This window comes from Cupriavidus sp. 05N38 (genome assembly GCF_056397345.1).
Genome location: NZ_JBFTNF010000006.1, coordinates 110,323 through 126,920, shown reverse-complemented (window position 1 = coordinate 126,920; position 16,598 = coordinate 110,323). Strand labels below are relative to the sequence as shown.

General features: G+C 67.0%; 17 protein-coding genes and 1 tRNA gene. 14 read left to right on the top strand and 4 right to left on the bottom strand.

The window, feature by feature from the left end:
- The first annotated feature begins 86 nt into the window (after positions 1-86).
- Positions 87-422: a hypothetical protein gene (locus AC1DK4_RS06985; protein ID WP_441616456.1), complete on the top strand. Its 336-nt coding sequence runs from the start codon at positions 87-89 to the stop codon at positions 420-422.
- A gap of 106 nt (positions 423-528) precedes the next feature.
- Here AC1DK4_RS06985 and AC1DK4_RS06980 read toward each other — a convergent pair whose 3' ends face one another.
- Positions 529-2,208 carry an electron transfer flavoprotein-ubiquinone oxidoreductase gene (locus AC1DK4_RS06980; protein WP_441616454.1) on the bottom strand — a complete coding sequence of 560 codons (1,680 nt, stop codon included), beginning with the start codon at positions 2,206-2,208 and terminating at the stop codon, positions 529-531.
- 344 nt (positions 2,209-2,552) lie between these two features.
- On the opposite strand from AC1DK4_RS06980, the gene AC1DK4_RS06975 reads away from it, so the two are divergent.
- From AC1DK4_RS06975 to AC1DK4_RS06945, 7 genes are all read left to right on the top strand, one after another.
- Positions 2,553-3,338 (top strand): SDR family oxidoreductase, encoded by a 786-nt coding sequence (locus tag AC1DK4_RS06975; RefSeq protein ID WP_441616452.1) that lies wholly within the window; start codon positions 2,553-2,555, stop codon positions 3,336-3,338.
- Between the two features lie 290 nt (positions 3,339-3,628).
- Positions 3,629-4,258 (top strand): TRAP transporter small permease, encoded by a 630-nt coding sequence (locus AC1DK4_RS06970; protein ID WP_441616450.1) that lies wholly within the window; start codon positions 3,629-3,631, stop codon positions 4,256-4,258.
- A complete protein-coding gene (locus tag AC1DK4_RS06965) occupies positions 4,255-5,559 on the top strand; it encodes a TRAP transporter large permease (RefSeq protein WP_441616448.1) in 1,305 nt (434 codons plus the stop codon). Before AC1DK4_RS06970 ends, AC1DK4_RS06965 begins: the two co-directional genes overlap by 4 nt.
- Positions 5,560-5,671: 112 nt before the next feature.
- Complete coding sequence (locus AC1DK4_RS06960) at positions 5,672-6,700, top strand: DctP family TRAP transporter solute-binding subunit (protein WP_441616446.1); 1,029 nt, start codon at positions 5,672-5,674, stop codon at positions 6,698-6,700.
- Positions 6,701-6,973: 273 nt separating this feature from the next.
- Positions 6,974-7,678: a DUF2968 domain-containing protein gene (locus tag AC1DK4_RS06955; RefSeq protein ID WP_441616444.1), complete on the top strand. Its 705-nt coding sequence runs from the start codon at positions 6,974-6,976 to the stop codon at positions 7,676-7,678.
- Between the two features lie 410 nt (positions 7,679-8,088).
- On the top strand, positions 8,089-8,736 hold the full coding sequence (locus AC1DK4_RS06950; RefSeq protein WP_441616442.1) for a hypothetical protein: 648 nt from the start codon (positions 8,089-8,091) through the stop codon (positions 8,734-8,736).
- Positions 8,737-8,797: 61 nt separating this feature from the next.
- Complete coding sequence (locus tag AC1DK4_RS06945) at positions 8,798-9,196, top strand: acyl-CoA thioesterase (RefSeq protein WP_441616440.1); 399 nt, start codon at positions 8,798-8,800, stop codon at positions 9,194-9,196.
- Positions 9,197-9,222: 26 nt separating this feature from the next.
- On the opposite strand, the gene AC1DK4_RS06940 is transcribed toward AC1DK4_RS06945, so the two are convergent.
- On the bottom strand, positions 9,223-9,768 hold the full coding sequence (locus tag AC1DK4_RS06940; protein WP_441616438.1) for a PAS domain-containing protein: 546 nt from the start codon (positions 9,766-9,768) through the stop codon (positions 9,223-9,225).
- Positions 9,769-9,944: 176 nt separating this feature from the next.
- On the opposite strand from AC1DK4_RS06940, the gene AC1DK4_RS06935 reads away from it, so the two are divergent.
- Complete coding sequence (locus tag AC1DK4_RS06935; protein ID WP_441616437.1) at positions 9,945-10,646, top strand: CoA transferase subunit A; 702 nt, start codon at positions 9,945-9,947, stop codon at positions 10,644-10,646.
- Between the two features lie 11 nt (positions 10,647-10,657).
- Positions 10,658-11,296 (top strand): CoA transferase subunit B, encoded by a 639-nt coding sequence (locus tag AC1DK4_RS06930; RefSeq protein WP_441616435.1) that lies wholly within the window; start codon positions 10,658-10,660, stop codon positions 11,294-11,296.
- Between the two features lie 135 nt (positions 11,297-11,431).
- Here AC1DK4_RS06930 and AC1DK4_RS06925 read toward each other — a convergent pair whose 3' ends face one another.
- Together AC1DK4_RS06925 and AC1DK4_RS06920 are read right to left on the bottom strand one after the other, a co-directional pair.
- Positions 11,432-11,899: a DUF411 domain-containing protein gene (locus tag AC1DK4_RS06925; protein ID WP_441616433.1), complete on the bottom strand. Its 468-nt coding sequence runs from the start codon at positions 11,897-11,899 to the stop codon at positions 11,432-11,434.
- A 15-nt stretch (positions 11,900-11,914) separates the two neighbouring features.
- Positions 11,915-12,703 (bottom strand): 3-hydroxybutyrate dehydrogenase, encoded by a 789-nt coding sequence (locus tag AC1DK4_RS06920; RefSeq protein ID WP_441616431.1) that lies wholly within the window; start codon positions 12,701-12,703, stop codon positions 11,915-11,917.
- Positions 12,704-12,904: 201 nt separating this feature from the next.
- On the opposite strand from AC1DK4_RS06920, the gene AC1DK4_RS06915 reads away from it, so the two are divergent.
- The 4 genes from AC1DK4_RS06915 to AC1DK4_RS06900 all read left to right on the top strand — a co-directional run bounded on the left by AC1DK4_RS06915 (position 12,905) and on the right by AC1DK4_RS06900 (position 16,552).
- On the top strand, positions 12,905-13,789 hold the full coding sequence (locus AC1DK4_RS06915; protein WP_441616429.1) for an alpha/beta fold hydrolase: 885 nt from the start codon (positions 12,905-12,907) through the stop codon (positions 13,787-13,789).
- 63 nt (positions 13,790-13,852) lie between these two features.
- Positions 13,853-14,215 (top strand): RidA family protein, encoded by a 363-nt coding sequence (locus AC1DK4_RS06910; RefSeq protein ID WP_441616427.1) that lies wholly within the window; start codon positions 13,853-13,855, stop codon positions 14,213-14,215.
- Between the two features lie 16 nt (positions 14,216-14,231).
- Positions 14,232-16,454, top strand: a complete 2,223-nt coding sequence (locus AC1DK4_RS06905) for a RelA/SpoT family protein (RefSeq protein WP_441616425.1) — start codon at positions 14,232-14,234, stop codon at positions 16,452-16,454.
- A 21-nt stretch (positions 16,455-16,475) separates the two neighbouring features.
- Positions 16,476-16,552 (top strand) — tRNA-Val (locus tag AC1DK4_RS06900).
- The last annotated feature ends 46 nt before the right edge of the window (positions 16,553-16,598 follow it).

Genomic DNA, 16,598 nt, shown 5'->3' with positions numbered 1-16,598 from the left:
CTTCGTCTTTACTGCTCGCAGCAGAAAAACAGGGGCGCGGACGGGCCTGCCGGCCTTGGTCGTCGCCGCGCCCGACAGGAGACCGTATGAAGCGCAATATTCGTTGCGGCGCGCGCCTGTGCGCGCTTGCCGCGGCTTGCCTGTTTGCCGTTGCCATGCCGGCGGCCGGTGGCGTGATTGCCATGTCGCCGGACGAGGTGGCGACGCGTACCGCGATCGGCGCGCAAGGCCGTGGTGGTGTGGCCGAGGCGGTGCTGGAGTTGATCGACGGCATCGGCCAGGTGCCGCTGGCCGGCCCGGCTCTGGTGAGCCTGATCGCCGGCGTGGCGGATGTGATCGGGTGGATGGGGGAAGCCTCCGAGGACAGGCCGCTCTTCCACGATTCACTGACGTTGCCGCAGACGCAGGCATCGAGGGCCTGAGGCGGCCGGGCCAGTTATCCCGCCAACAAAAAACGGCACCGGGTTACGGTGCCGTTTTTTTGTTGCCGCGCCCCGGGGCCCGAAGGCAAGGGGGCGCCGCGCTGGCTTACATGCCCACGTAGTTCGGGCCGCCGCCGCCTTCCGGCGTCACCCACACGATGTTCTGCGTGGGGTCCTTGATGTCGCAGGTCTTGCAGTGCACGCAGTTCTGCGCATTGATCTGCAGGCGTTCCTTGCCGTCGTCGTTCTTGACGAACTCGTACACGCCGGCCGGGCAGTAGCGGCTCTCAGGGCCGGCGAACTTGTCCCAGTTGACGTTGACCGGCACGCTGGCGTCCTTCAGCGTCAGGTGGGCCGGCTGGTTTTCCTCGTGGTTGGTGTTGCTGATGAACACCGAGCTGAGGCGGTCGAAGGTCAGCTTGCCATCCGGCTTCGGATAGGCGATCTGCTCGCATTCGGCGGCTGGCTTGAGGTAGACGTGGTCCGGCTTGGTGCGGTGGATGGTCCAGGGCGGGTTGCGGATGCCAAGCTTGGGCAGCAGCCATTGCTCGATGCCGGTCATCAGCGTGGCGGTGGTGCGGCCCTTCTTGAACCACTGCTTGAAGTTCTTGGCCTGCAGCAGTTCCTTGTGCAGCCAGCTGTTCTCGAACGCCACCGGGTAGGCTGTCAGCTCGTCGTGCTGGCGGCCGGCCTGCAGGGCGTCGTAGGCGGCTTCGGCGGCCATCATGCCGGTCTTGATGGCGGCGTGGCTGCCCTTGATGCGCGACGCGTTCAGGTAGCCGGCGTCGCAGCCGACCAGCGCGCCGCCCGGGAACACGGTCTTGGGCAGCGACAGCAGGCCGCCGGCGGTGATGGCGCGCGCGCCGTAGCCGATGCGCTTGCCGCCTTCGAAGTACTTGCGGATCTCCGGGTGGGTCTTGAAGCGCTGGAATTCCTCGAACGGCGACAGCCAGGGATTGGTGTAGTCCAGGCCGACCACGAAGCCGACCGCCACCTTGTTGTCTTCCATGTGGTAGAGGAAGGAGCCGCCGTAGGTGGCCGGGTCCAGCGGCCAGCCGGCGGTGTGCACCACCAGGCCGGGCTGGTGCTTGGCGGGATCGATCTCCCACAGCTCCTTCAGGCCGATGCCGTAGCTCTGCGGGTCCTTGCCGTCGTCGAGCTTGAAGTGGGCGATCAATTGCTTGCCGAGGTGGCCGCGCGCGCCTTCGGCGAAGATGGTGTACTTGGCGTGCAGCTCCATGCCGAGCTGGAAGTTCTCGGTGGGCTCGCCGTCCTTGTCGATCCCCATGTTGCCGGTGGCCACGCCCTTGACCGAGCCGTCCTCGTTGTAGAGCACTTCGGCGGCCGGGAAGCCCGGGAAAATCTCGATGCCGAGCGCTTCGGCCTGCTGGCCGAGCCAGCGCACGAAGTTCGACAGGCTGACGATATAGTTGCCGTGGTTCTGGAAGCAGTCGGGCAGCAGCGGGGCGCCCTTGGCGCCGGTTTCATCGAGGAACAGGAACTTGTCCTCGGTCACGGGCTGGTTCAGCGGCGCGCCCAGTTCCTTCCAGTTGGGGAACAACTCGTTCAGCGCGCGCGGGTCCATGATGGCGCCGGACAGGATATGGGCGCCGGGCTCGGAGCCTTTTTCCAGCACGCATACGTTGACGTCGTTGCCTTTCTCCTGGGCGAGTTGCTTCAGGCGGATGGCGGTTGCCAGGCCGGCGGGACCGCCGCCGACGATGACAACGTCGTATTCCATGGCCTCGCGGGGGCCGTATTGCTCCAGGAGCTGCTGCTGATTCATTGTCTCTAACCCTCTATTCTTGGCAACTTGCGCGCAATTGTGGGAAATCCGTGTGCGGTGATTCGGGGAATGCGGTGGCCGGGCCGGTCAAGGCGACGCGGAAAGTGGTGGCGCAGAGCCAATCGCGGCCATCTGCGCGTTTTTCCTCTTTCCCTTTGAGGCCCGAGTTCTTAGAATCTCCGGCATTGTCCGGGACTCGCCATGGTCAGGCAAGATTTTTTTTGGAACGACCGTTCTTTTTTTTGATATGCTGCCTTTCGTTTTGCCAGGCAGTTTTCGTGAGGAGCGCCCCCCGGCCCGGGCCATGGCAGGTGACGGCGGGGGCTCCGAATATAGAGGTCATCATGGGTTTGTCGATCAATCTGGAAGGCAAGGTTGCGCTGGTAACGGGCGCTTCGAGCGGTCTGGGCACGCGCTTTGCCCACGTCATGGCGGCCGCGGGCGCCAAGGTGATACTGGCATCGCGCCGTACCGAGCGTCTCAAGGAGCTGCGCGCCGCGATCGAGGCCGAAGGCGGCAGCGCCCATGTGGTGCGGCTTGACGTGACCGATCCGGACAGCATCCGCGCCGCGGTGGCGCACGCCGAGACCGAGGCCGGCGCGATCGATATCCTGGTCAACAATTCGGGCGTCTCCACCACGCAGAAGCTGACTGATGTGACGCCGGACGACTTCGATTTCGTCTTCGACACCAACACGCGCGGCGCTTTCTTCGTGGCGCAGGAAGTGGCAAAGCGCATGATCGCGCGCGCCAAGGGCGCCGAGAAGAACGGCAATCCGCTGCCGCAGTCGCGCATCGTGAACATCGCCTCGGTGGCGGGGCTCAAGGTGCTGTCGCAGATCGGCGTGTACTGCATGAGCAAGGCGTCGGTGGTGCACATGACCAAGGCCATGGCGCTCGAATGGGCGCGCCACGGCATCAACGTCAATGCGATCTGCCCGGGCTATATCGATACCGACATCAATCACCATCACTGGGATACCGATGCCGGCCAGAAGCTGATCCAGATGCTGCCGCGCAAGCGCGTGGGCAAGCCGGAAGATCTCGATGGCCTGCTGCTGCTGCTGGCCTCCGACCAGTCGCAGTTCATCAACGGCGCGGTGATCACCGCCGACGACGGCATGGTGTAAGCGGACGCGGGCGGCTTCGCCCGCGTCCTGCCAGGCCGGTCCCGCTGCGCGCCAGAAGTGCGGGCGGGACGCGCGTTTTCCCGGCCCAGGGCTTATCCGGTCCCCTTGGGCGCGAGGCGCGAATGGCCTGGCGGCAGCCCGGCCTGCGGTCGCTGGCGGGCGTAAAAATTCCCCCATGTTGCGCAGACTTGGCATAATCCGCCATGTCTTGAGATTAAGTCTTTACATAATTCAGAAGAAAATCCGCAAGCGGCCGGCGTGCCGCGCGGACCGGACCGGAGGCCGGGGAGATGCAAGCAGACAGGGAGGGGCGGCGCGATGCCGGCCCGCAACACGTCACGGCCGTGCCGGACGAAGCTGGTGCCAGCCAGCCACTGGAAAACACCACGGACGGCGGCGACATCGGTTTCAGGGTCCCGCCGCGCATCGAGGACTGGATCGGCGTGATCGTCATGGCGCTGCTGGTGTGCATCACGTTCGCCAATGTGGTGGTGCGCTATTTCACCGACGAATCGTTTGCCTGGACCGAGGAATTCTCGGTCTTCCTGATGATCGTGCTGGCCCTGGTGGCCGGCAGCGCGGCGGTGGCGCGCGACCGCAATATCCGCATCGAGTTCTTCTTCGAGCGCGGCAGCGCGGCGCGGCAACGGCGCCTTGGCGTGTTCTCGGCACTGATGGTGGCGGTCATGTTCGTCGCGCTGGCGGTGCTGGGCGCGCGCGTGACGTGGGACGAGTACGCCTTCGGCGAAACGTCGCCCGGCATCGGCATCCCGAGCTGGTGGTACTCGGTCTGGCTGCCGGTGCTGTCGGGGGCCATCGCATTGCGGGCGTTGGGCCTGGCGGCGCGCAACCTGCGCGCGCTCAGGGCGCTGCATGCGCAGCGCGTCAATGGCGCGCCGGCGTCGGAGTCCGCGCCATGACTCTCGTTGCGATTACCTTGTTCGTGGTGTTCCTCGGGCTGATGATGCTCGGGGTGCCGATCGGCGTCTCGCTGGGCCTTGGCGGCCTGGTGGCGATCGGCCTGTCCAACCTCGACACGCAGATGTTCGGCCTGCTGGCCGTGCCGCAGAATTTCTACGCCGGGCTGGCCAAGTATCCCTTGCTGGCCATCCCGATGTTCGTGCTGGTCGGCTCGATCTTCGACCGCTCCGGCGTGGCGCAGCGGCTGGTCACCTTCGCCATTGCCATCGTCGGCCGCGGCCCCGGCATGCTGCCGCTGGTGGCGATCCTGGTGGCGATGTTCCTGGGCGGCATCTCGGGCTCCGGCCCGGCCAACGCGGCGGCGGTGGGCGGCGTGATGATCGCGGCGATGTCGCGCGCGGGCTATCCCGGCGCGTACAGCGCGGCCGTGGTCGGCGCGGCCGCCGCTACCGACATCCTGATCCCGCCCTCGGTGGCCTTCATCATCTACAGCGTGCTGGTGCCCGGCGCCTCGGTGCCGGCACTGTTTGCCGCCGGCATGATCCCCGGCATCCTGGCCGGCTTGGCGCTGATCGTGCCGGCGGTGTGGCTGGCGCGCAAGCACAATATGGGCGCCATCGAGGCCGGCTTGCCGCGCCCGCCGTTCTGGAAGAGCCTGCGCGAGGCGGCCTGGGGCCTGGTCGCGCCGTTCCTGATCCTGGGCGGCATGCGCGCGGGCTGGTTCACGCCGACCGAGGCCGCCGTGGTGGCGGTGGTGTACGGCCTGTTCGTCGGCATGGTGATCTACCGCAGCATCGGCATGCGCGACCTCTTCGTGATCTTCCAGGAGGCGGCGGAGACCTCCGCGGTGATCTTGCTGGTGGTGGCGCTGGCCGGCATCTTCGCCTATGCGCTGTCCACGCTCGGCGTGATCGATCCGCTGGCCAATGCCATCGCGCATTCCGGCCTGGGCGAGTACGGCGTGCTGGCGCTGATCGTGGCCTTGCTGATGACGGTGGGGATGTTCCTCGACGGCATCTCGATCTTCCTGATCTTCGTGCCGCTGCTGCTGCCGATCGCCAACGCCTTCCACTGGAACCCGGTGTGGTTCGGCGTGGTGCTCACGCTCAAGGTGGCGCTGGGGCAGTTCACGCCGCCGCTGGCGGTGAACCTGATGGTCTCGTGCCGGATCGCGCGCGTGCGCATGGAAGAGACCGTGCCCTGGGTGGTCTGGATGCTGCTGGCCATGTTCATCGCCATGCTGATGGTGCTGGCCTATCCGCCGCTGGCGACCTGGCTGCCGGACCGTCTCGGTTATTGAGCGGCATTGACCGTGTTGCGACGGGGCGGCGATGCTGCCCCGGCCGCCATCCGCGGGCAGTGCTGGAGCAGTACATAAGAAACGCACAACACATCCTGAGAGGAGAGAACAGATGAAACGTCGTGCCCTGATGCTGTCGCTGGCAGCCACCATCGCCGCCGCTGCCCTCGCGCCCGCTGGCGCCATGGCGCAGAGCTACAAGTCCGAATACAAGATGTCGCTGGTGCTCGGTCCCGCGTTCCCGTGGGGCAAGGGCGGCGAGATCTGGGCCGACCTGGTGCGCCAGCGCACCAGCGGCCGCATCAATATCAAGCTCTACCCGGGTACTTCGCTGGTGGCCGGCGACCAGACCCGCGAGTTCTCGGCGATCCGCCAGGGCGTGATCGACATGGCGGTAGGCTCGACCATCAACTGGTCGCCCCAGGTCAGGGAACTGAACCTGTTCTCGCTGCCGTTCCTGATGCCGGACTACAAGGCGCTGGACGCGCTCACGCAAGGCGATGTCGGCAAGTCGATCTTCGCCACGCTGGACAAGGCCGGCGTGGTGCCGCTGGCCTGGGGCGAGAACGGCTTCCGCGAAGTCTCCAACTCCAAGCATGAGATCCGCAAGCCGGAAGATCTCAAGGGCATGAAGCTGCGCGTGGTGGGCTCGCCGCTGTACATCGAGACCTTCAACGCACTGGGCGCCAACCCGACGCAGATGAGCTGGGCCGATGCGCAGCCGGCCATGGCTTCGGGCGCGGTGGACGGCCAGGAGAACCCGCAGTCGGTGTTCGCCGCCGCCAAGCTCTACACCGTGGGCCAGAAATTCGTCACCACCTGGGGCTACGTGGCCGACCCGCTGATCTTCGTGGTCAACAAGCAGATCTGGGAAAGCTGGACCCCGGCCGACCGCGAGATCGTCAGGCTTGCTGCCATCGACGCCGGCAAGCAGGAGACGGCACTGGCGCGCAAGGGCCTGGTGGAAGCCGGCGCCCCGGCCTGGAAGGACATGGAGACCCATGGCGTGAAGGTGACCCAGCTGACGCCGGCCGAGCACGACGCTTTCCGCAAGGCGACCGCCAAGGTCTACGACAAGTGGAAGAAGCAGATCGGTACCGACCTGGTGGCCAAGGCGGAAGCCTCGATCGCCAAGCGCTGAGCGCAACGGTCGTTCATGCTTGGTCCAAAGGTTTGGTCCAAAGGGGGGGAGGCTGACGCTTCCCCCCTTTTTTGTTGCGAGGTAAGGCTGCATTTGCTATCAAGCGTGACAAAACGCGGCCGTTAATACACATGCTTGCTAGAATTCGCCGGTGACCGTGTGCGCGTGGCGCATCATCGCGGTCGCGACGGTGTCCTTGGCATGCTGCCGTGGCTTTGCCGCCATGGTTATGTCCCAGAACCCGAACCCTCGCCCAGTCCAAGCCGGAACGCCATGTTGAACAACTCCCGCCGCGCCCCCTTGCTAGCCAGCCTGATCGGCCTGGCGTTGTCGATGTCCGCCGCTGGCGTGCTGGCGGCCGTCGAGCCCGTAACGGCATCGGCAGCGTCGCTGGGCGCGGGTGCGGCACCGGCCGACAACCTGCAGGCGTCGTCTGCCTCGCTGGGGCTGGTGTCCGAACTGCAGCAGCGCTTGCGCGACCGCACCGTGCGCGAGCTGCGCACCAGCTACAACGGCGACTACGGCACCACCCTGATGCTGGCCGACGATCAGGTGGTGTGCTACGTGGCGCTGTTCTATCAGAAGAATCTGTGGCGGGTCTTCCGCTTCGAGTCGATCGGCGCCGCCGAGCAGGCTTACCGCCAGGTGACCAGGCAGAGCGCGGCCTGGGCCAGCGATGATATCCGGCGCCAGGTGCTGGCATCGCAGAAGCGTGCCTATGACCGTGCCTTGCAGGACACCGAGGCGCGTGCCAACGCCCTCAATGAAGACCTGCGGGTGATGCAGGCCCAGCGCCAGCGCATTGCCGAAGAGCAGCAGGCCAACCGTGCCGAAGTGCAGAGCGCCGAAGTCGAGAGCCGTGCTTCGCGCGTCCGTCTGGATCAGTTGCAGCAGCAGATCCGCCGCATGGAGTCTTCGCTGGTGGATTCTGGCCTGGCCTCGCCGCCGGCGCACGGCAGCCGCCAGCCGCGCCACTGAGCGGCCGGGCCGCCCGCCACCTGTGGCGCGGGCTGCCGGCAGTTCGTCCCGATCCGCCGGACTTGCCGCCGGTGGCGCCGCGGGTGGAGCCCATCCCGCCTCCCCTGCGGCTGATGCCGAAGCCGTCCTCCGCTGGCGGCGTTTTCCGAATTTTCCCCAGCCAGAATGCGTTTCGTCCGAATCGCATGCCGTCGTCGCGGGCCTAAGATCCTGCGCTGACAGTTTCTTCCGGACGGGCCGGCGAGACTGTGTCGCCATCGCGCTCCAGGGGGTACGCCGTGTCCCGTTCCAGCTCTCTCGCCAGATCTGTCACCAGTCCAGCTGCCAACCGAGCTTCCAGCCCGGCTTCCGGCGCCTCGCCGTTGCCGGCAAGCCATGACGTGCCGCCGCCGTGGGGTACGAATTTCGCGGTGCGCGAGTCGCTTGAGGCCATGCGCACCGCCGCCGTCAGGCGGCATCTGGCGGAAGCCGGACCGCGCCAGGCACGCGTGCTGCGCCTGGCGCGGCAGCGCAGCCTGGTGGCCGGCACCCTGGGCGGGGGCATGCTGGTGCTGGTGGCCTGGCTTGCCAGCGTGGCGTTGCGCGACGAAGCCTCGCCGGCCGTCCTGACGAAGCAGGCGCCGGCTGTGGCTGCCCCGGAGACGCCGGCTGTGGTTGCCCCGCAATCGCCGGTGCCGGTGCCCGTGGCGCAGGGCGAGCCGGAAGCTGTCCCGTCCTTCGTCCCCGAGGCCGTCGCGGCCGTTGCGGCCGTGTCGCCGCTGGTTTCGGCATTTGCCGCCGCCGCCCGGCCTCCCGTCCCACTCGGTGCCGCCGCCCCCGCCGCGAATGCGCCGCAGGTCGAGCCCCGGTTGCCGATGCGGCCGCGGCCGGTGCCGGCGCGAGCCGTGGCCAGCCGCAACGATTTCGGGCACTACGGCGTTGCCGTCGATCCGGCCGGCGACGACGAGGCGCCGGAGTCCGGCGCCTTCGAGGGCTGGCCACGTCCCAGCGCGTCTGCCTACCTGCCGCCCGATACGCCATTCGAATTGCCCGCGCACACCCGCCTGAGCGGCGGCTGAGGCCTGGAATCATCGCTTTGGCCGATGGAAGCAACGCGCCACGGGTGGTAGGCTAGCGGCCATGAAACCCGTATTCACTCTGCGCATGCCCATCCGGTGGGGCGACATGGACGCCATGGGCCATGTCAACAACACGGTCTACTTCCGCTACCTGGAACAGGCGCGCATCGCCTGGTTCGAGTCGCTCGGGCATGGCGGCAAGGATGCCGCCGGCCACGGCCCGGTCATCATCAATGCGCACATGACCTTTATCCGGCAGCTGCGCTATCCCGGCGACATCGAGTGCCGCATGTCCGCCGGCGAACTGGGCCGCACCAGCTTCGAGACCCGCATGGAGATCCGCCGCACGGACCAGCCTGACGTGGTCTACGCCGAGGGCGGCGCCAAGGTGGTGTGGTGCGACTACGAGGCGGAAAAATCGGTTCCGGTACCGGCGGCGATCCGGGCGCTGATGGCGTAGGGCCGGGCGGGGCGCTACCGCGCCGCTCAGTGGTTGACCAGGCGCTGCACCAGGTCCACCGCGGTGTGGGCCCCGTATTTCTTCATCAGGCGCGCACGGTAGATGTCCACGGTGCGCGGGCTGATCGACAGCAGCTTGCCGATCTGCTTGCTGGTCTTGCCGTCCACCAGCTGCGCGGCAATATCGCGCTCGCGCGCCGTCAGTTCGGCGGTGACGGGACGCTTCTGCGAGAGATCCTCGAAGGTCCAGATGCCCGCGCCAAGCGGAGTCTGTCGGTCCAGCGAGCGGCCGGTGACGTGGCACCAGAACAGTTCGCCTCCGGCGCGCTTCATGATGCGCTCGTCCGAGTAGGCTCCCTTTGCGTTCATGATCGGCACGATCCGTGCGCCGGTGCGCTCGAATTCGTCGGCGGTGGGGTAGAGTACCTGGAACGATTCCCCGAGCAGTGCCTGCCGCGTGGTGCCGAAGATGCGGCACAGCTCGTCGTTGCAGTCCTCTATCACGCGCTCGCGCGACAGCACGAGTCCGACGGGGGCGAGCTGGAAGGCGGTCTGGTAGTCGATGGCGGACATTGGCTTATGTAGTTTTACGTATTGGCGCGGGATGCCGCCCATGCGTATGCTGTCGGACGTTGGGCAGCGGGCGATCTCCGCCCGATTGTACCGTTACAATTTCCCTGCGTGGCTCGCCGGCGGCACTCCGGAAGGCGGGCGCAGCGACAGGAAAATCACCGAGGAAGGAGATAAAGATGAACAAGGTCTACGCCAGCGCCGCAGAGGCGCTCGCGGGCGTCGTCCGCGACGGCCAGACGATCGCGGTCGGCGGCTTCGGTCTGTGCGGCATCCCCGAGGCTCTGATCGAGGCGCTGCGCGACAGCGGCGCCAAGCAGCTAACCTGCATCTCGAACAACGCCGGCGTGGATGGCTTCGGCCTGGGCATGCTGCTCGCCACGCGCCAGATCAGGAAGATGATCTCGTCCTACGTGGGCGAGAACAAGGAGTTCGAGCGCCAGTACCTGGCCGGTGAACTGGAGCTGGAATTCACGCCGCAGGGCACGCTTGCCGAGAAGCTGCGCGCCGGCGGCTCGGGCATCCCGGCTTTCTTTACCAAGACCGGCGTCGGCACCATCGTCGCGGAAGGCAAGGAAATCCGCGAGTTCGACGGGCAGCAATACGTGATGGAGCGCGCCCTGACTGCCGACGTGGCGCTGGTCAAGGCCTACAAGGCGGACCGCGCAGGCAACCTGGTATTCCGCCGCACGGCGCGCAACTTCAACCCGATGTGCGCGATGGCGGGCAAGGTCACCCTGGTCGAGGTCGAGCACCTGGTCGAGACCGGCACGCTGGACCCGGACGAGGTCCATACGCCGGGCATTTTCGTGCAGCGCATCGTGGTGAACGCCACCCCCGAGAAACGCATCGAGCAGCGCACCGTGCGTGCCGCCAGCTGAGGAGAGACATCATGGCATGGACACGTGACGAAATGGCGGCGCGCGCCGCGACCGAACTGCAGGACGGCTTCTACGTCAACCTGGGTATCGGCCTGCCGACCCTGGTGGCAAACCACGTCCCGGCAGGGATGGAGGTGTGGCTGCAATCCGAGAACGGCCTGCTTGGCATCGGCCCGTTCCCGACCGAGGCGGAAGTCGACGCCGACATGATCAACGCCGGCAAGCAGACCGTGACCACGCTGCCGGGCTCGTCGATCTTCTCCTCGGCGGACTCGTTCGCGATGATCCGCGGCGGTCATATCAACCTGGCCATCCTGGGTGCGATGCAGGTCAGCGAGCGCGGCGACCTGGCCAACTGGATGATCCCGGGCAAGATGGTCAAGGGCATGGGTGGCGCGATGGACCTCGTTGCCGGCGTCGGCCGTGTGGTGGTGCTGATGGAGCACACCGCCAAGAAGAAGGACGGCAGCGAAGACATCAAGATCCTGAAGTCCTGCAACCTGCCGCTGACGGGCGTGGGCGTGATCAACCGCATCATCACCGACCTCGGCGTGATCGACATCACCGATGCAGGTCTCAAGCTGGTGGAAACGGCGCCTGGCGTAAGCCGCGAAGAGATCCAGAGCAAGACCGGCGCGACGCTGCTCTGATCTGCCGATGGCAGCAATGCCATGTGTAGTCTCCCCGTTCCCGCTTGCGGGAGCGGGGAGCATACCAGCGCGGAGATGGCGCTCGCACGGGCCTCGCCCGCACCCCGGAATGGCCGCGACGCGGCCATTCTTGCCTTATGCGCTGCGCCGGTTGTAGCTGGCGAAGACCGAGGCTGCGCCATCCCTGCGGATCAGCAGGACGTCGAACGGGTCCTTGCGCGGGCCTTGTTCCATGCCCGGCGAGCCGACCGGCATGCCCGGCACCGCGAGGCCCGCGGCATCAGGCTTGGCGGCCAGCAGCCGCTTGATGTCGGCCGCGGGCACATGCCCCTCGATGCCGTAGCCGGCGATGCGCCCGGTGTGGCAGGATCCGAAGCGCGCGGGAATGCCGGCCCGCGCGCGATGCGGTTCCGTATCGTCCACATTGCGCACCGTGACGGCGAAGCCATTCGCCCGCAAGTGCTCGACCCAGCCTTCGCAGCAGCCGCAATCCGGGTTCTTGAAGACTTCGATGGCCAGCACCGGCGCGGCCTGGGCGCCGCGCAGCGCAAGCGCGGCGGTGGCGCCCGTCGCCAGGGCCCCGATGAAGCGGCGTCTTTGCATGGCGGCTCCCTGCGCTTACTGCGCCACCCAGCCGCCGTCCATGTTCCAGGCCACGCCGCGCACCTGGCGCGCGGCATCGCTGGAGAGGAACACCGCCAGCGCGCCGAGCTCCTCCGGCGTGACGAACTGGCCGGACGGCTGCTTCTCGATGACCAGGTCCTGCTTGGCCTGTTCCACCGGGATGCCGTCCTTCTGCGCGCGCGCTTCCACCTGTTTTTGCACCAGCGGGGTCAGCACCCAGCCCGGGCAGATCGCATTGGCGGTAACGCCGGTCTGCGCGGTCTCCAGCGCGGTCACCTTGGTGAAGCCGACGATGCCGTGCTTGGCGGCCACGTAGGCCGACTTCTGCGCCGACGCCACCAGGCCGTGGACGGAGGCGATATTGATGATGCGGCCCCAGTCCTTGCGCTTCATGCCGGGCAGCGCCAGGCGCGTGGTGTGGAAGGCGGAGGTCAGGTTGATGGCGATGATGGCATCCCAGCGCTCGGGCGGGAAATCCTCGATATTGGCGACGTGCTGGATGCCGGCGTTGTTGACGAGGATGTCGGCACCGCCGAATTCCGCCTCGGCGTAGCGCATCATGTCCTCGATCTCGGCGGACTTGCTCATGTCGGCGCCGTGGTAGCCCACGCGGATGCCCGCGCCGGCTTGCGCGCCGGCTTGCGCGATTTCGCGCTTGGCGGCCTCGGCGTCGCCGAAGCCGTTGACGATGATATTGGCGCCTTGGGCGGCGAGCGCCTGCGCGATGCCCAGACCGATACCGCTGGTCGAGCCAGTGACCAGTGCCGTCTTGCCTTCAAGCATGGATGTCTCCGTCGGAAAATGTAATGGACGCGGGAGTGTGGTTGTCCGAAGATCGCGGCTGCGCGCGCTGGCAGCGCATGCGTGGCGGCGCCAGCCCGATGCTGTGGCATTGTAACTGCTGCAGCGTACAATCCAGCTTTGCCCAATCGCGCGCCGCCTGCCGGCGGCGCTGCTTCGATAACGTCTTGCCAGGGAGTTCAGATGTCAGCCAGTCCGCGCCTCGGCTTCGTCCAGTGCATCAGCCCGGCGGGGCTCCACCGCATGGCGTATCACGAGTGGGGCGACCCCGCCAATCCCCGTGTCCTGATGTGCGTGCATGGCCTGACGCGCACCGGCCGCGATTTCGATACCGTGGCGGCCGCGCTGTGCGGTGAGTACCGCGTGGTCTGCCCCGACGTGGTCGGGCGCGGCCGCTCGGACTGGCTGGCCGATCCGCGCCGCTATGTCGTGCCGCAGTACGCGTCGGACATGATCACGCTGATCGCGCGGCTCAACGTCGAGCAGGTCGACTGGTTCGGCACCTCGATGGGCGGGCTGATCGGCATGGGCCTGGCCGGCCTGCCCAAGTCGCCGGTGCGCAAGCTGCTGCTCAACGACGTGGGCCCGCGCCTGGCGGCCTCGGCGGTGGAGCGGATCGGCGCCTACCTGGGCCTGCCGGTGCGCTTCAAGACCTTCGAGGAAGGCCTGGCCTACCTGCAGACCATCAGCGCCTCGTTCGGCCGGCATACGCCCGAGCAGTGGCGCGAGCTCAACGGCGCCATCCTCAAGCCGGTGCAGGGCGCCGAAGGCCTGGAATGGGGCTTGCATTACGATCCGGCGATGGCGCTGCCGTTCCGCGAGACCACGCCCGAGCAGGTGGCGGCGGGCGAGGCGGCGCTGTGGCATATGTTCGAGGCCATCCAGGCGCCGACGCTGGTGGTGCGCGGCGCCCAGTCCGACCTGCTCACGCGCGAGACCGTGGCCGAGATGGTGGCGCGCGGGCGCAATGTCAGTGCCGTGGAGGTGCAGGATGTGGGCCATGCGCCGACCTTCATCGATCCGGCGCAGGTGGCCATCGCCAAGCAGTTTTTCCTGGGCGCGGCCTGAGGCCGGCCGGGGCCGGCCGCCTTTCAAGCGAATGAACCAAGCATCAGAGACCAGAGTATTGCCATGAGTACCGATGAACTGAAGCGCGCCCACGTGGGCAAGCGCCTGTCCGAATACGCGATCTACAACGGCGTGGTCTACCTTGCCGGCCAGGTGCCGGAAGTCGATCCCGCCGCCGACCTGCGTGGCCAGACCCGCGAGGTGCTGGGCCATATCGAGCGGCTGCTCAACGAAGCCGGCAGCGACAAGAGCCGGATCCTCTCATGCCAGATCTTCCTTACCAATGTGGACAACATCGGCGAGATGAACGAGGTGTGGGACGAGTGGGTGGTGCAGGGCCACACGCCGCCGCGCGCTACGGTGGAAGCGCGCCTGGCCAATCCGCAGTACCTGATCGAAGTGGTCGTGACCGCCGCGCTCAAGTGAGGGCTGGTGCTGCAAGATGGTGACGTCGACTGACCTGACCGGGCAGGTTGCCGGTACGCCCGATGCCGGACTGGTGGAGCGGGCGCTGGCCTATGTGCGCGAGCGCGGCAGCGCCGCGCTGCTGCCGACCGGGGAGCCCGTGCTGACGCATGCCGAGGGCATGCTGAAGGTGCTCGACGGCCTGCGCGTCGACGATGCCGCGCGCGCCGCCGCGTGCCTGTTTGCGGTGGCGGCCTTCGTGCCTGGCTGCGAGGCGGAAATCGAGCCACGCTTCGGCGAGGAAGTCGCGCGGCTGGTCAAGGGCGTGCGCCAGCTGCTGCGCATCGGCGCCATCGCGGTGGGCCACAGCGGGGCGCCGGAAACGACCAAGGACGAGATCGCCGCGCGCCAGGAACAGGTGGAAGCGCTGCGCAAGATGCTGCTTGCCTTCGCGCAGGATATCCGCGTGGTGCTGGTGCGGCTGGCCTCGCGCCTGCAGACGCTGCGCTGGCTGGCGCAGGTCAAGGCGCAGCCGCTGCCCGGGGTGGCGCGCGAAACGCTGGACATCTACGCGCCGCTGGCCAACCGGCTCGGTATCTGGCAGATGAAGTGGGAGCTGGAGGACCTGGCATTCCGCTTCGAGCAGCCCGATACCTACAAGCGCATCGCCAGGCTGCTCGACGAGAAGCGCATCGAGCGCGAGGGCTATATCGCCAGCGCCATCGCGCGGCTGCAATCCGAGCTCGAGACGGCCGGCATCCGCGCCGAGGTGACGGGCCGGCCTAAGCATATCTACAGCATCTGGAAGAAGATGCGCGGCAAGGAACTCGACTTTGCCGACCTCTACGACGTGCGCGCCTTCCGCGTGATCGTGGACGACATCAAGGATTGCTACACCGTGCTGGGCATCGTGCACCATATCTGGCAGCCGATCCCGCGCGAGTTCGATGACTATATCTCCCGGCCCAAGTCCAACGGCTACAAGTCGCTGCACACGGTGGTGATCGGCGACGACGGGCGCGCCTTCGAGGTGCAGATCCGCACCCAGGAGATGCATCATTTCGCCGAGTACGGCGTGGCGGCGCACTGGCGCTACAAGGAGGCCGGTTCCAAGGGCTATAGCGGCCAGTTCTCGGCCAGCGAGCGCTACGACGAGAAGATCGCCTGGCTGCGCCAGCTGCTGGCCTGGAAAGACGACGCCGACCACTCGGTGGCGCACGATGAATCGTGGGAGCAGCTCAAGCACGCCGCCATCGACGACCACATCTACGTGCTGACGCCGCAGGCGCGCGTGGTCGCGCTGCCGCAGGGCGCCACGCCGGTGGACTTTGCCTACTACCTGCATACCGACCTGGGCCACCGCTGCCGCGGCGCGCGCGCGGACGGCACCATGGTGCCGCTCAATACGCCGCTCAAGAACGGGCAGACGGTGGAGATCATCGCCGTCAAGCAGGGCGGGCCGTCGCGCGACTGGCTCAACGCCGAGCTCGGCTATCTTGCCGCGCCGCGCGCGCGGGCCAAGGTGCGGGCCTGGTTCAACGCGCTCGACTCGCAGGAGACCATTTCGCAGGGGCGGGCGCTGATCGACAAGTCGCTGCAGCGCGAAGGCAAGACCGCGGTCAACCTCGACGACCTGGCCACGCGGCTTGGCTTCAAGACGCCGGACGACCTGTTCGCTGCCGTCGCCAAGGAAGAATTCAGCCTGCGCCATGTGGAGCAGGCCCTGCGCCATCCGGAAGGCGCGGGGCCCGTCACCGCGCTGAGCGAGGAAGAGGCCGTCACCAAGAAGAGCCGCGCCACCAGCGTGGCGCGTGGCGCCAAGAGCGGCGTGCTGGTGGTGGGCGTGGACTCGCTGATGACGCAGATGTCCAGGTGCTGCAAGCCGGCGCCGCCGGACGATATCGTCGGCTTCGTCACGCGCGGGCGCGGCGTCTCCATTCACCGCCGCAACTGCCACACGTTCTGCCAGCTTTCGGCGCGCGCGCCGGAGCGCGTGATCCAGACCGAGTGGGGCAAGAAGAGCGATGCGGTGTATCCGGTGGACATCCACGTGGAGGCAGTCGACCGGCAAGGCCTGCTGCGCGATATCTCCGAAGTGCTGTCGCGCGAGAAGATCAATGTTACCGGCGTGAAGACGCTGTCGAGCAAGGGCGTGGCGCGCATGCAGTTCACGGCCGAGGTGTCGGAGGCGACGCAGTTGCAGCGCGCACTCGGATTGATAGAAGACGTGGCAGGGGTCTTGCAGGCGAAAAGAAAGTGATGCTATACTCGCGCTTTCGCTAGGCTCGTAGCTCAGCTGGTTAGAGCACCACCTTGACATGGTGGGGGTCGTTGGTTCGAGTCCAATCGAGCCTACCAATGAATTCGCAGTGGTAAGCAATTCTGGTAGTGCACTAGCGTGCAG

Excerpts from the sequence above, each read along its gene's own strand:
- AC1DK4_RS06985 (WP_441616456.1), top strand. The coding sequence starts at position 87 with ATGAAGCGCAATATTCGTTGCGGCGCGCGCCTGTGCGCGCTTGCCGCG.
- AC1DK4_RS06980 (WP_441616454.1), bottom strand. The coding sequence starts at position 2,208 with ATGAATCAGCAGCAGCTCCTGGAGCAATACGGCCCCCGCGAGGCCATG.
- AC1DK4_RS06975 (WP_441616452.1), top strand. The coding sequence starts at position 2,553 with ATGGGTTTGTCGATCAATCTGGAAGGCAAGGTTGCGCTGGTAACGGGC.
- AC1DK4_RS06970 (WP_441616450.1), top strand. The coding sequence starts at position 3,629 with ATGCAAGCAGACAGGGAGGGGCGGCGCGATGCCGGCCCGCAACACGTC.
- AC1DK4_RS06965 (WP_441616448.1), top strand. The coding sequence starts at position 4,255 with ATGACTCTCGTTGCGATTACCTTGTTCGTGGTGTTCCTCGGGCTGATG.
- AC1DK4_RS06960 (WP_441616446.1), top strand. The coding sequence starts at position 5,672 with ATGAAACGTCGTGCCCTGATGCTGTCGCTGGCAGCCACCATCGCCGCC.
- AC1DK4_RS06955 (WP_441616444.1), top strand. The coding sequence starts at position 6,974 with ATGTTGAACAACTCCCGCCGCGCCCCCTTGCTAGCCAGCCTGATCGGC.
- AC1DK4_RS06945 (WP_441616440.1), top strand. The coding sequence starts at position 8,798 with ATGAAACCCGTATTCACTCTGCGCATGCCCATCCGGTGGGGCGACATG.
- AC1DK4_RS06940 (WP_441616438.1), bottom strand. The coding sequence starts at position 9,768 with ATGTCCGCCATCGACTACCAGACCGCCTTCCAGCTCGCCCCCGTCGGA.
- AC1DK4_RS06935 (WP_441616437.1), top strand. The coding sequence starts at position 9,945 with ATGAACAAGGTCTACGCCAGCGCCGCAGAGGCGCTCGCGGGCGTCGTC.
- AC1DK4_RS06930 (WP_441616435.1), top strand. The coding sequence starts at position 10,658 with ATGGCATGGACACGTGACGAAATGGCGGCGCGCGCCGCGACCGAACTG.
- AC1DK4_RS06925 (WP_441616433.1), bottom strand. The coding sequence starts at position 11,899 with ATGCAAAGACGCCGCTTCATCGGGGCCCTGGCGACGGGCGCCACCGCC.
- AC1DK4_RS06920 (WP_441616431.1), bottom strand. The coding sequence starts at position 12,703 with ATGCTTGAAGGCAAGACGGCACTGGTCACTGGCTCGACCAGCGGTATC.
- AC1DK4_RS06915 (WP_441616429.1), top strand. The coding sequence starts at position 12,905 with ATGTCAGCCAGTCCGCGCCTCGGCTTCGTCCAGTGCATCAGCCCGGCG.
- AC1DK4_RS06910 (WP_441616427.1), top strand. The coding sequence starts at position 13,853 with ATGAGTACCGATGAACTGAAGCGCGCCCACGTGGGCAAGCGCCTGTCC.
- AC1DK4_RS06905 (WP_441616425.1), top strand. The coding sequence starts at position 14,232 with ATGGTGACGTCGACTGACCTGACCGGGCAGGTTGCCGGTACGCCCGAT.